Origin of the sequence: Shewanella khirikhana (assembly GCF_003957745.1) — a bacterium.
In the GTDB taxonomy this organism is placed as follows: domain Bacteria; phylum Pseudomonadota; class Gammaproteobacteria; order Enterobacterales; family Shewanellaceae; genus Shewanella; species Shewanella khirikhana.
In genome coordinates this window covers 3,648,268-3,662,096 of sequence record NZ_CP020373.1, presented here as the reverse complement: position 1 = coordinate 3,662,096, position 13,829 = coordinate 3,648,268, and the positions used below count along the sequence as shown (strand labels likewise).

Annotated in this window: 10 protein-coding genes; 7 read left to right on the top strand and 3 right to left on the bottom strand. The window is 56.9% G+C overall.

The window, feature by feature from the left end:
- The first annotated feature begins 55 nt into the window (after positions 1 to 55).
- A complete protein-coding gene (locus STH12_RS15980) occupies positions 56 to 1,840 on the top strand; it encodes a GGDEF domain-containing protein (protein WP_126168463.1) in 1,785 nt (594 codons plus the stop codon).
- Positions 1,841 to 1,861: 21 nt separating this feature from the next.
- On the opposite strand, the gene STH12_RS15975 is transcribed toward STH12_RS15980, so the two are convergent.
- Positions 1,862 to 2,671 (bottom strand): GGDEF domain-containing protein, encoded by an 810-nt coding sequence (locus tag STH12_RS15975; RefSeq protein ID WP_126168462.1) that lies wholly within the window; start codon positions 2,669 to 2,671, stop codon positions 1,862 to 1,864.
- 96 nt (positions 2,672 to 2,767) lie between these two features.
- On the bottom strand, positions 2,768 to 3,565 hold the full coding sequence (locus tag STH12_RS15970; protein ID WP_126168461.1) for a substrate-binding periplasmic protein: 798 nt from the start codon (positions 3,563 to 3,565) through the stop codon (positions 2,768 to 2,770).
- Positions 3,566 to 3,643: 78 nt separating this feature from the next.
- Here STH12_RS15970 and paeA point away from each other — a divergent pair, with 78 nt between their 5' ends.
- Positions 3,644 to 4,954 (top strand): polyamine export protein PaeA, encoded by a 1,311-nt coding sequence (paeA, locus tag STH12_RS15965; protein WP_126168460.1) that lies wholly within the window; start codon positions 3,644 to 3,646, stop codon positions 4,952 to 4,954.
- A gap of 312 nt (positions 4,955 to 5,266) precedes the next feature.
- Here paeA and ilvY read toward each other — a convergent pair whose 3' ends face one another.
- Positions 5,267 to 6,145, bottom strand: a complete 879-nt coding sequence (gene ilvY, locus STH12_RS15960; RefSeq protein WP_126168459.1) for an HTH-type transcriptional activator IlvY — start codon at positions 6,143 to 6,145, stop codon at positions 5,267 to 5,269.
- Between the two features lie 184 nt (positions 6,146 to 6,329).
- On the opposite strand from ilvY, the gene ilvC reads away from it, so the two are divergent.
- From ilvC to ilvA, 5 genes are all read left to right on the top strand, one after another.
- The gene (ilvC, locus tag STH12_RS15955) at positions 6,330 to 7,811 is read left to right on the top strand and encodes a ketol-acid reductoisomerase (protein WP_126168458.1); all 1,482 of its coding nucleotides are present in this window, start codon (positions 6,330 to 6,332) and stop codon (positions 7,809 to 7,811) included.
- Positions 7,812 to 8,321: 510 nt separating this feature from the next.
- On the top strand, positions 8,322 to 9,977 hold the full coding sequence (gene ilvG / locus STH12_RS15945; protein WP_418856626.1) for an acetolactate synthase 2 catalytic subunit: 1,656 nt from the start codon (positions 8,322 to 8,324) through the stop codon (positions 9,975 to 9,977).
- Complete coding sequence (gene ilvM / locus STH12_RS15940) at positions 9,974 to 10,225, top strand: acetolactate synthase 2 small subunit (RefSeq protein WP_126168456.1); 252 nt, start codon at positions 9,974 to 9,976, stop codon at positions 10,223 to 10,225. The genes ilvG and ilvM overlap by 4 nt, the downstream gene beginning before the upstream one ends.
- 64 nt (positions 10,226 to 10,289) lie before the next feature.
- Complete coding sequence (ilvD, locus tag STH12_RS15935; RefSeq protein ID WP_126168455.1) at positions 10,290 to 12,146, top strand: dihydroxy-acid dehydratase; 1,857 nt, start codon at positions 10,290 to 10,292, stop codon at positions 12,144 to 12,146.
- Between the two features lies 1 nt (position 12,147).
- The gene (gene ilvA / locus STH12_RS15930) at positions 12,148 to 13,743 is read left to right on the top strand and encodes a threonine ammonia-lyase, biosynthetic (RefSeq protein WP_174234572.1); all 1,596 of its coding nucleotides are present in this window, start codon (positions 12,148 to 12,150) and stop codon (positions 13,741 to 13,743) included.
- Positions 13,744 to 13,829: the final 86 nt, after the last annotated feature.

Below are 13,829 nucleotides of genomic sequence, written 5' to 3'. Positions count from 1 at the left end.
AAAAGGTGACATCTTGAACCCCCGGGTGAATTCCATCAGCGGCAAGGTAACCCTCATGATAGTTGGCGTCAGCTCGGTGTTTGCCCTGCTGACAATGTTGGTGCAGCTTGTCTGGAACTACCTGGATGCGGTCGACAACGCCCAAAATGAAATCCAGGGCTACAGCGAGCTCATCTTACCTTCCATGGCCCAGGCTCTCTGGGATGCCGATACCCCGCTGCTGAAAGACATGCTGACCAGTATTGGCCGGGTGCCTTCGGTCAGTGGTGTCGAACTGGCAAGCCGCGACGGCGTGTATATTCAGCTGGGGCAACACACTGACCAGCTGGAGGCGGTGCGCCATAAGCTTATCCAGCTGCCGGTGTATTATGACGGCCTGCACATTGCCACCCTGTCGGTGTTGCTCGATCGCAATGACATATACCTCACCCTCTGGCAGCAGATGATTTTTATCGTGCTGGGCAATGGCCTTAAAACCCTGGTGATGATTTTTGTCATTCTCTATTTGCTCAAACATTTGATTATGCTGCGATTGCAGCAGCTTTCGGTGTTCGCCGATGCCATCAGTTTATCCGATGGCGAGCGTATCGACCGCTCGCTCAGGCTCGATCGCGGCGACGATGAAATCGGCCAGGTGGGGCTGGCACTCGAGCGCATGTATCAGCGGATCCGCTCGGATCTGGCGCTTATCCGTCATCAGCAGCGCAAGCTTGCCAGGCGGGGGCGGGCGCTCAGCCACACGGTGGCGCGTCAGGATGATTTGCTCAATTGGCTCGCCCGCGCCAATCAACTGCTGGCGCAGGTCAGCCTGCGTTTTTTAAGTGCCTCGCCCACCGAAGTGAGCCGCGAAGTAGACTTTTTCACCGCCGAGCTTGGCGCCATGATGAACGTGGAGCGGGTGGCCGTAATGGCCTTTGTCGATGGCCGGGTGGAGTATCGCAGCTTCTGGTTCAAGCATGCCGATGCGCTGCCGGCCAAGGATGTGATAATCGACAATCTCGCGCTGCTGAAGGAAAAATTCGACAGCAGCAACACCATAGTGGTGGAGGATATTGAGCAAATCCGCGAGACAGACCCGCTGGAATACAACTATATGAAGCAGGTCGGCATCAGCTCGGTGGCGGGGTTTGCCATTACCGACGGCGATCTGCTGCTGGGCATACTCTCGGTGGCACGCACCGAAGGGCCGCTGGAATGGTTTGCCGAAAAATCGGCAGTGCTGACTCAGTTTGCCACCGCGCTTAACGAGCTTTGGGTGCGGGAGCGGCGCGAAAAACGGATGTTGGAGCTGCAGCAAGAGCTGATGCGGGTCAATGTGCAGCTGGCCGAAGAGGCGGTAACTGATGCACTGACCGGCCTGACCAATCGTCGCCCCTTTACCGATCGGCTCGAAGCTCAGCTTGAAGACGGCGGCGTGCTGCTGATGGTGGATGTGGATTACTTTAAGCGTTACAACGACACCTATGGCCATGTGGCCGGTGACGATGTGCTGAAAAAGCTGGCAGCGCTGCTTAAGGCGGAATCGCCCGACGCCACTCTGCTGGCGCGTATCGGCGGTGAAGAATTTGCCATGGGGGCGCCATTGATGGAGCCTGCGGAGCTGGAGAGGGTTTGCGATAAGCTGCTGATGGCGGTGCACCGATTACAGCTGCCCCATGTGGGCTCGCATCTGGGCTATGTCACCCTGAGTATTGGCGCCGTGACCCTGGAGGATTGCCACAGTGTGCGGGAGGCCATGAGTAAGGCCGATGCCAGTTTGTATCTTGCCAAAGAGTTGGGGCGTGATAGCGCGGTGATTAATGGCACGCCCTACAATCCGCCGGGCGAGTGGCGCGCCTGAGCTTGAGTTTGGTGTGAAGGCTCAGGTTTGCAGGGTCAGTTCAGGGGTAAAAATAGCTGTGTGCTGCTCCATGCGTTTGGCGTGGTACATGGCAATGTCGGCAAATTTCATCAACTGTTTCTTATCGTCGGCATCCCGTGGGTACTGGCTGATGCCTATGCTGGTACCCACTGCAACCCGCAAGCCATCAAAACAAATATCCTGTTTCAGCTGAAAGTGGATCTGCTGGCAAAGCTCCCGCGCCGATTGGGCGGTAAACCCCGGCAGCAGCATGGCAAATTCATCGCCGCCCAGGCGGGCGCACAGGGCGCTGGATGGCGTGAGCGACAACAGCCGGTTGCAGGTTTCCTGCAAAACCCGGTCGCCAATGTGGTGGCCATAGGTGTCGTTGATGATTTTGAAGTCATTCAGGTCCATGATCATGCAAGCAAAAGGCTTTGCTTCCTGCAACAGCTGATCAAATTTTTGATAGTAGGCGTTGCGGTTGGGCAGACCGGTCAACAGGTCGTGTTCGGCCTGAAAGCGCTTTTCTCTCAGGGTATCGAGCAGCCGCCGAATGGTGTTGGCACTCAGTTTGGTCACCAGATACACAAAGCCGCCGCCACCACCAAAAATTGCCGCCACGACCAGCTCCAGTTGGGTCACTTCGTGGCCCAGTATCATCCACAGATAACCCAGGTACCCCATCACAAATCCCATCACCAACACCAACAGGGTACACCAGGCGCGGTTGTGGAAATCCGGCAGTGAACAGATGCGCCACAGCGTTGGCAAAGAGGCCAGCAAGGCGAGCAGTCCTATCGTGGTCAGTGCAAAAGCGGCAATATCCATCCGGCTGTTCCCCAAAGGTTGAGTGGCGTCTCCATTCTGCTTTGAGCCTTCCGTGGAGATCCCAGTATAGATAACTTTTGCATACAAAGTCAGCGCTCATTTGCCAGTAAGCGTGCGCTCACTTTGCTCAAGAATTTTTGCCAGTTCTCCCTGTTGCCTAAGCTCGGTAATGCGGCGGTTGAAATGGGATAAAAGCCAGTTTTTCTGTGGGCTTTTTGGGGAAATCAACATATAGAAAGGCTCACTGGGAGCGCCTGTGATCCGGCCCTTGTCCAGCGGCGGCAGGTGCACATTGTCGAACAGGGCGGTTACCGCCGGCAGCAGCTCGAGACGATCAAGATAGAAGCGGCAGCGACCGACTTCCAGCATTTCGGCCAGTTGCTGGTAATTGACCATGCGGGTGACATCCGAGCCTTGCGTCAGACCAAACTGAGCATAGTTGTGGCCGCCAAGCCCGCACACGGGCCCCAGCGCCTGCAGGGCTGCACCGCTGGCAATTTCGTTTGGGGTATCGGCGGCCCTGGCCAAATAAAAATAACCGGGAGTCAGGTAATAATAGGGTTCGGATGAGATATAATCCCGTTGCCGCTGCTCGTTCATGGATGCGCTCATGGCGGCATCCACAGCACCGGTTGTCAGGGACATAAGACAACGCCGCCAGGGCAGGGACACCACTTCATAAGGAACCCCCTCAAATACCCGCTTCAGTATGTCTATGTCGTAGCCCGCAAGGGTGTCGGTTTTTACGTTGTTTTCACGGACAAAATAGTTGAAGGGCGGGAATTCAGTGACCTCAACGCAGAAAGTCAAAGGGCGTTCTGTCGCGGCATAGATACAGGGCGAGAACAGAGTCACACAGCTGCAAATGATCAGCATATATAATGACTTGAACATAGCTCCCCTCCGGCTCCCGCAGCATTTCAGAGTATAGCAAGTGAAGCGCAAACCTGCGTTTCCAGGATGGATAATTCCATGAGTTTTTTAGAAAATATCTCGATTATTCTGGCACTTATATGTGTCAGTTGTTTCTTCTCCATGTCGGAGATTGCCCTCGCGGCGGCGCGTAAAATCCGCCTGCGGCAGATGGCCGACGAAGGTAACGAAAAGGCCGAGCGGGTGCTGGCATTGCAGGCCCATCCGGGCAGCTTTTTTACCGTGGTGCAAATTGGTCTCAATGCCGTAGCCATCATGGGCGGTATCGTGGGTGAGTCGGCCTTTACGCCGCACATCATGGCGCTGCTCAGTGGCGTGGTGCCCGATTCCTGGCTGGCCAAGCTGAGCTTTGTGCTGTCGTTCCTGTTGGTGACCAGCCTGTTTATTCTGCTGGCCGATCTCATGCCCAAGCGTATCGCCATGGCCATGCCCGAGCGGGTTGCGGTTGCTCTGGTGGGTGCCATGGGGCTGTGTATTACCCTGCTTCGGCCGCTGGTGTGGGTGTTCAATGGCCTTGCCAACGGCCTGTTTCGGATGCTGCAAATACCTACCGAGCGCAACGACACCATCACCGAAGACGATATTTATGCTGTGATGGATGCCGGTGCCGAGGCAGGGGTAATCGACAAAGGCGAGCAGAAAATGATGGAGAATGTGTTTGAAATGCAAAGCATTCCTGTTACTTCTGCCATGACACCCCGGGAGAGCCTGGTGTTCTTCCTGCAAAGCGATACCGAAGAGGACATCAAGCGGAAAATCGCCGCCGATCCCCACAGCCAGTTTCTGCTCTGTGATGGTCAGCTGGATGCCATTAAGGGTTATGTCGACTCCAAGGATTTGCTTATCAAGGTGATCAGCGGCCAGACGCTGAACCTGAAAGACCCATCATTGGTGCAGAGTTGCCCGATTATTCCCGACACCCTGAGCCTGTCGGAGGCGCTGGATTATTTCCGCAATAACCGGGTCGACTTTGCCGTGGTGCTGAATGAGTACGCGCTGGTGCTGGGGGTGGTGACCTTCAACGATCTGCAAAGTGCCGTGATGGGCACCTGGTCGCTGGCGGAAGGGGAAGAGCAAATCGTTGCCCGTGATACCTCGTCCTGGCTGGTGGATGGGGTGACTCCCATCACCGACGTAATGCGCGCTTTTGGTATCGACAGTTTTCCCCAGAGCCAGAACTACGAAACCATCGCCGGTTTCATTATGTTCAAGCTGCGTAAAATCCCCCGTCGCACCGACTTTGTGGTCTATGCCGGTTACAAGTTTGAAGTGGTCGACATCGACTCATACAAGGTGGATCAGCTGCTGGTGACCAAGGTGGAACAGCCGCCCAGTGCTGAGAGCGAGTAAATACGAAAAAGGCCGCATTATGCGGCCTTTTTTATGCTTGGGAAGATGCGAACAAGTCCTCGCACAGCTCTGGCTTTGATAGCGACGACAGTTCAAGGCATTCAACTGAAAGCATGCCGAGGCCTGCTGAAGTTGAATAACGCTGAAATGGTGTTGCTATCAAAGCCCCGCAGGGCGTGGCTTACAGCGGTATCTGCTGCGTTACAGTTCTTGCGAAGGACTAGGTAGGGCCATTCGCTGCGAACTGTGCCTTGCATCTATCCACTTTAAGCACACGCAGAGCAAGCACGGGACTTATTCGCATCTTCCCTTTCAGTACTCGATGCAGTCGAGAAAGGCGGCTATCAGCGGGTCGTCGCGGCGCTTGCTCTTGCAGCAGCAGCCCAGTTCAAAGGGGGCGATGGCCACCGGGCTTGGCATCAGCGCAATGCGGTCGCGCACCGGGCTGTGCTGAATCACCACTTCCGGGGTGATGCTGACGCCGCAGCCCAGCGCTACCATGGACACGATCGCCTCATGGCCCGACACCTTGGCGTAAATATTGGGCTGAATGCCCATCGCCTTAAACCAGGCATCGGCGCGGCGTCTGCCGGGGCCATGATCCTGAATGATAAAGGGCAGCTTGTCCCAGGGGATGGTTTCTTCGGCGAGCAGCTCCCTGGCGCGGCAGGGCATTTGTGGGGTGATGATAGTCAGGGGAATGGTTTCAATCGGGGCAAAGTGCAGATTATCCGGGAAGGATTCCGGCAGTGCGGCAATGGCGATATCGGCACGGTTTTGCTGCACCTCACTCACGGCATTGGCCGCATCCCCGGTGCCGAGCACAATTTCCACCAGTGGGTGTTCGCGGCGAAACTTATCCAGCAAACCCGGCAAATGGCTGTAGGCGGCAGTCACCGAGCAGTACAGATTCAGCCGTCCCATTAACTGATGCTGATTGGGGGAAATGCGGCTTTTCAGCTGCTCCCAGCCATTAACCATGTTCTGGGCAAACTGGCGAAACTCCACTCCGGCGGAGGTCAGGCTCACGCTGCGGTTATCCCGTTCAAACAAACGGGTGCCGGCATCCTCTTCCAGTCGCTGCATGGCGCGGCTTAAGGTGGAGGGGCTCACGTGCATTTGCTCGGCGGTGCGGGCAAACTGCAGGGTGTCGCACAGGCTCAGGAACAGCTTGATTTCTCGTATATCCACACCGACCTCGACTCACTGATTTTATCTGAAACTACGTTGCTTAAAGTGAAACAATAGCTTTCGTTTATATCATTTTGAGCAATGCTAACTCTCCGCTATAGTGATTTCAATCACAATCGGCACAGGCCAAAAGAGGCATGCTGGTTGTTTGAACCCAATTGACGAAGGATAAGTGGTATTCACTATGGCTAACTACTTTAACTCATTGAATTTACGTCAGCAGCTGGCTCAGCTGAGCCAGTGCCGTTTTATGGATCGCAGCGAGTTTGAAAACGGCTGTGACTACATCAAGGGCTGGAATATCGTTATCCTCGGCTGTGGCGCCCAGGGCCTGAACCAGGGTCTGAACATGCGCGACTCTGGCCTGAATATCTCCTACGCCCTGCGCGCTGAGGCTATTGCCGAGAAGCGTGCTTCCTGGAAAAAGGCCACCGACAACGGTTTCACCGTAGGCACCTTCGAAGAGCTGATCCCACAGGCAGATCTGGTACTGAACCTGACGCCAGACAAACAGCACTCCAACGTAGTTAACACTGTAATGCCGCTGATGAAGCAGGGCGCGACTCTGTCTTACTCCCACGGCTTCAACATCGTTGAAGAAGGCATGCAGGTTCGCCCCGATATCACCGTGGTGATGGTGGCCCCCAAGTGCCCTGGCACCGAAGTGCGTGAAGAATACAAGCGCGGTTTCGGGGTTCCTACCCTGATTGCGGTTCACCCAGAGAACGACCCACGGGGTGACGGTCTGGAAATCGCCAAGGCCTATGCCAGCGCCACCGGCGGTGACCGTGCCGGTGTATTGCACTCGTCATTCATCGCCGAAGTGAAATCGGATCTGATGGGCGAGCAGACCATCCTGTGTGGCATGCTGCAAACCTCTGCCATCCTCGGCTACGAGAAGATGGTGGCCGACGGTGTTGAACCTGGCTATGCCGCCAAGCTTATCCAGCAGGGTCTGGAGACCATCACCGAAGCGCTCAAGCAGGGCGGTATCACCAATATGATGGATCGCCTGTCTAACCCAGCCAAGATCAAAGCATTTGATATGGCTGAAGAATTGAAAGGCATTCTGGCACCTCTGTTCGAGAAGCACATGGATGACATCATCAGCGGCGAATTCTCCCGCGTGATGATGGAAGACTGGGCCAACGACGATGCCAATCTGCTGCGCTGGCGCGCCGAAACCAACGAGACTGCGTTTGAGAATGCCCCAAGCAGCAATGAGCATATCGACGAGCAGACATACTTCGACAAGGGCATCTTCCTGGTGGCCATGATCAAGGCCGGTGTAGAGCTGGCGTTCGATACCATGGTTGACGCCGGGATCATCGAAGAATCAGCCTATTATGAGTCTCTGCACGAAACGCCGCTGATCGCCAACACCATCGCCCGTAAGCGTCTGTACGAGATGAACGTGGTGATTTCAGATACCGCCGAATATGGCTGCTACCTGTTCAACCATGCCGCCGTGCCTATGCTGCGTGACTATGTGAAGTCCATGTCAGCCGAGTACCTGGGCGCCGGGCTGAAAGACGGCTGCAACGCTGTGGACAACGTGCGTTTGATTGAAGTGAATCAGGCCATCCGCAACACCGCCGTTGAGTACATCGGTGAAGAGCTGCGCGGCTACATGAAAGACATGAAGCGCATCAGCGCTGCCCAGTAACTGGGGCACAATGCCGGGTTGTTCAAGGAGCCAACGACCCGGCTGCAACAAATGCAATAAAGCAACAGTTGTGTTGAGTGGTCACAACTGCCGCTGGCCGAAAGGCCTGAGCTTGTGGCCAAGCTCGATACTTTTTCTGTTGTTGTTTGCATTGTCTCGGCAGGGAAGCTGAATCTTTTTTGGAATGCAAATTTTCTGTTGTAAAGCCGGCAAGCTTTGTGCTAATTCTTAAAGCTCGCTCAAAAAGGCGACATCAGAAACGAATACGCAAGTTGATTAAGGACTCTGTCAAACGTGTTTAACCAGGCTGCCAAGCTCATTCTCGTGATTATTACCGTAGTGATTATTAAGTCACAGCGGGGACGGCGCATGGCAAACTGACAGACCTAATCTAGGAAAGAAGTTGCAGAAAAGCCCCCCGCTCCGAAAGGACCGGGGGGTTTCTCGTTTCAGGGCATTTGAAAACTACCGTAATGGCACAGAGCAGGAATTTAGATGGAAGGACAGATGATGAGAGGGGCTGACGCAGTCATCAAGGTATTGGCCGCCCATGGGGTGAACACGGTATTCGGTTATCCCGGTGGCGCCATCATGCCCATCTACGATGCGCTTTACGGCAGTGAAGTCGAGCACACCCTGTGCCGCCACGAACAGGGTGCTGGCTTCGCTGCCGTGGGCTATGCCCGCGCCAGTGGCAAAACCGGCGTCTGCTTCGCCACCTCTGGCCCCGGCGCCACCAACCTTATCACCGCCCTTGCCGATGCCCTGCTGGATTCAGTGCCCGTGGTGGCCATCACAGGCCAGGTGTCCACCTCGGTTATCGGCACCGATGCCTTTCAGGAAATCGATGTGCTCGGCATGAGCCTGTCCTGCACCAAACACAGCTTTATGGTGCAGAGTGTCGATGAACTGGTGCCCACCCTCTACCGCGCCTTCGAACTTGCCGCCTCGGGTCGTCCCGGCCCTGTGCTGGTGGACATCCCCAAGGATATCCAAATCGCCCAGCTCGAATACCGTGCCCCGCTGCTGGCGGTGGCCGATGAGCCCGAACTGCTGGATGCCGACATAGACGCCGCCCGCGCCCTGATAGCGGCCGCCAAAAAGCCCATGTTGTACGTGGGCGGCGGCGTGGGTATGGCTGGCGCTGTTGAGCAGCTGCGCCGCTTTATCAAGGCCACCAACATGCCTTCTGTGGCAACCCTGAAGGGCTTGGGAACCATCCCCCATGGCACCCCGGGGTACCTCGGCATGCTGGGGATGCACGGCGGTAAGGCGGCAAACCTTGCGGTGCAGGAATGTGATTTGCTGATGGTGGTTGGTGCCCGTTTCGATGACCGCGTGACCGGCCGCCTGGCCTCATTTGCGCCCAATGCCAAGGTGCTACATCTGGACATAGATGCCGCCGAGCTTGGCAAACTGCGCCAGCCCGATGTGGCCATTGCCGCCGAGCTTCGCGCCGTGCTGCCACGGCTTGAAATGGAGCTGGATATTGCTCCCTGGTGCAGCGAAGTGGAATCGTTGGCCGAGGCCCATCGCTGGGACTATAACCACCCCGGCAGCCTTATCTACGCCCCGGCCATGCTGCGCCGTCTGGCCAACAAGTTGCCGGAAGACAGCGTGGTGAGCTGCGATGTAGGCCAGCACCAGATGTGGGTTGCCCAGCACATGCATTTCCGCCGCCCTGAAGATCACTTGTCCAGCGCTGGCCTTGGCACCATGGGCTTTGGCTTGCCTGCCGCTATCGGCGCCCAGATGGCCCGTCCCGATGCCACAGTGGTGGCCGTGTCCGGCGATGGCTCCTTCATGATGAACGTGCAGGAGCTGACCACCATCAAGCGCCGTAAGCTGCCGGTGAAAATCCTGCTTATCGACAACCAGCGTCTGGGTATGGTGAAGCAGTGGCAACAGCTGTTTTTCGAAGAACGCTACAGCGAGACCAATCTGTCGGACAACCCGGACTTTGTCACCCTGGCCTCGGCCTTCGAGATCCCCGGTCGCACCATTTTCGGCGCCGACGAAGTGGAAGAAGCACTGGAAGAAATGCTCACCTGCAAAGGCCCCTTCCTATTGCATGTGGCGATAGATGATGCCTTTAACGTCTGGCCGCTGGTACCGCCCGGCGCCTCAAACAGCGATATGATGGAAGAAATGGAGAGAAGCACATGAACCACAGCCTGGAAGTTACCCTGATGCAGCGTCCCGAAGTGGTTGAGCGCGTCCTGCGGGTCGTTCGCCACCGCGGCTTTACCGTGACGAATATGAATATGCGCCTCGGCGAAGAGAGCGTGTATCTGTCGATGTCGGTTTCCAGTGAGCGGGCGATTGAGCTTTTGAGCAACCAGTTGACCAAGCTGGTGGATGTGACCGGCTGTCATGTGATGCAGCCCGCCATGTCACAGTCGGCAAGTGCCTGATCTCATAACATAAGTAAGATATTCTGTTTCCATCAAAAAATTGAAAAAAGCATAGGAAGTTTCAATGGCTAAATTACGTTCCGCCACCAGTACCGAAGGCCGTAACATGGCTGGAGCCCGCGCCCTGTGGCGTGCCACCGGCGTTAAAGATACCGACTTCGGCAAGCCCATCATCGCCATTGCCAACTCCTTTACCCAGTTTGTGCCCGGCCATGTGCACTTAAAAGACATGGGCGCCCTGGTGGCGTCGGCCATCGAAGAGGCGGGCGGTATCGCCAAAGAATTCAACACCATCGCCGTGGATGACGGCATTGCCATGGGCCACGGCGGCATGCTGTATTCGCTGCCATCACGCGAGCTGATTGCCGACAGCGTGGAGTACATGGTCAACGCCCACTGCGCCGATGCGCTGGTGTGTATCAGTAACTGCGACAAAATCACCCCCGGCATGCTGATGGCGGCGCTGCGCCTCAATATCCCTGTGGTGTTTGTTTCCGGCGGGCCGATGGAAGCGGGTAAAACCAAGCTGTCTGACAAGCTCATCAAGCTGGATTTGGTGGACGCCATGGTGGCGGCGGCGGACGACCGCATCAGCGACGCCGACAGCGAGCAAATCGAGCGCAGCGCCTGCCCGACCTGCGGTAGCTGCTCCGGCATGTTTACCGCCAACTCCATGAACTGCCTCACCGAAGCGCTGGGTCTGTCACTGCCGGGCAACGGCTCCATGCTGGCGACCCACAGCGATCGCCGTGAGCTGTTCCTTGAGGCCGGTCGCCGGGTGATGAAGCTTGCCAAGCGTTACTATGGTGACGATGACGCCTCTGTGCTGCCCCGCGCTATTGCCTCTTTCAAGGCCTTTGAAAACGCCATGGCGCTGGATGTGGCCATGGGCGGCTCGTCCAATACCGTGTTGCACCTGCTGGCGGCGGCCCAGGAGGCCGAGGTGGATTTCACCATGGCCGATATCGACCGCATCAGCCGCAAGGTGCCGCACCTGTGCAAGGTGGCGCCGTCCACGCCCAAGTACCATATGGAAGATGTGCACCGCGCCGGTGGTGTGATGGCGATTCTGGGTGAACTCGACCGCGCCGGATTGCTGCACACAGACGTAAACCACGTGGCATCGGAAGATGGCACCTTGAAATCTGTGCTGGAGCGCTTCGATGTGGTGCTGACCCAGGATCAAAAAGTGCACGAGTTTTTCCGCGCAGGTCCTGCGGGCATCCCCACCACCCGAGCCTTCAGCCAGTCCTGCCGCTGGGACACCCTGGATGATGACCGCCGCGAAGGCTGTATCCGCAGCCGTGAGTTTGCCTTCAGTCAGGAAGGTGGCCTGGCCGTATTGTCGGGCAATCTCGCCGAAAACGGCTGTATCGTGAAGACCGCCGGGGTGGATGACTCCAATCTTAAGTTCAGCGGTGTGGCGCGGGTATACGAGAGCCAGGAAGACGCAGTTGCCGGCATCCTTGGCGGCGAAGTGGTGGCCGGTGACGTGGTGGTCATTCGCTATGAAGGCCCCAAGGGCGGCCCCGGCATGCAGGAAATGCTCTACCCAACCAGTTACTTAAAGTCCCGCGGCCTGGGCACCCAGTGCGCCCTTATTACTGACGGCCGTTTCTCCGGCGGTACCTCGGGGCTGTCCATCGGCCACGTGTCGCCCGAGGCGGCCTCCGGCGGCACCATAGGCCTGATTGAAAATGGCGATCGCATCGATATCGATATCCCAGGCCGCAGCATCAAACTGCTGGTGAGCGACGCCGAGCTCGAAAGCCGCCGCGCAGCCATGAATGCCAAAGGGCCACTGGCCTGGAAACCACTGTCACGGGTTCGCCCTGTTTCGATGGCGCTTAAGGCATATGCCATGCTCGCCACCAGTGCCGATAAGGGCGCGGTGCGTGATGTCTCCAAATTGGAGGGCTGAGATGCTGGATTTTGCTGGCGGTGGTGACACGAATAAATCAGAGGTGAAGCCTGTGGATCTTGCTCATTATTATCTGCAAAAAATCCTGCTGTCGTCCGTGTATGACGTGGCCAAGGTGACGCCTTTGTCGCACATGGGCAAGCTGTCGGCGCGCCTCGGGCAGGAGATTTATTTAAAGCGTGAAGACATGCAGCCGGTGCACTCCTTCAAGCTGCGCGGTGCCTACAACCGCATTTCGCAGCTGACTCAGGCTGAATGCGAGCGTGGTGTGGTCTGTGCCTCGGCCGGTAACCATGCCCAGGGCGTGGCGCTGTCGGCCTCAAGCCGCGGTGTAGATGCTGTGATAGTCATGCCCACCACTACGCCGGACATCAAAATCGATGCGGTGCGTCGCCGCGGCGGTAATGTGCTCTTGCACGGAGAGTCATTCGATCAGGCCAACGCTCATGCCCAGCATCTGGCGCAAACCGAGGGACGGGTCTATATCGCCCCCTTCGATGATGAGGCTGTGATTGCCGGACAGGGCACGGTGGCCCAGGAAATGTTGCAGCAGCAGCGGGATCTGGAGCTGGTATTTGTGCCCGTGGGCGGCGGCGGTCTGGTGGCCGGTATTGCCGCTTACTACAAGGCGGTGCGCCCGTCTGTGAAAATAATCGGGGTCGAGCCAGAAGATGCCGCTTGTCTTAAGGCTGCCATGGCGGCGGGTGAGCCCGTGACACTGTCTCAAGTGGGCCTCTTTGCCGATGGCGTGGCGGTTAAGCGTATCGGCGCCGAGCCCTTTCGCATCGCCAAACACTATGTGGATGAGGTGGTCACCGTGAGCTCGGATGAAATCTGCGCTGCGGTGAAGGATATCTTCGAAGATACCCGCGCCATCGCCGAGCCTGCCGGCGCGCTGTCGCTGGCGGGGCTTAAAAAATATCTGGCACAGGCTACGCCAGCCCTTGCTGAGGCGGGTAAACCGGCCCGCAAGGTGGCCGCCATCCTGAGTGGCGCCAATGTGAATTTCCATAGCCTCAGATACGTGTCTGAGCGCTGTGAGCTTGGCGAGCAAAAAGAAGCGGTACTGGCGGTAAAGGTGCCCGAAGTGCCCGGCAGCTTTCTTAAGTTTTGCGAGCTTTTGGGCAAGCGCGCCATGACCGAGTTCAACTACCGCTTCTCTGGCCGCGACAGCGCTGTGGTGTTTGCCGGTATCCGCCTCTCCGGCGGTCAGCAGGAGCTTGCCGAGATAATCGCATCGCTCACCTCAGGTGGCTTTGAGGTGCAGGACTTAACTAATGATGAAACCGCCAAACTGCACGTGCGCTATATGGTGGGTGGCCACCCCACAGAGCCTTTGAGTGAGCGGCTATTCAGCTTCGAGTTCCCCGAGTATCCTGGGGCGCTGCTTAAGTTTTTAACCACCCTTGGCAGCCGCTGGAACATCAGCCTGTTCCACTACCGCAACCACGGCGCCGCCTTTGGGCGGGTGCTGGCAGGCTTCGAGGTACCGGAGGGCGACCATGAAGCCTTTGGTCGCTTCCTCACCGAGCTTGGCTTTGTGTGGCAGGAAGAAACCCACAGCCCGGCTTACCGCTTGTTTTTGGGTAGTAAATAAATATGAAGCGCCCCTCCCTTAGACCAAGGCAGGGGCGTTTTAGTATCAGCAATGTGTTAGGGTAAATGCTCGAAATCATTATAAAG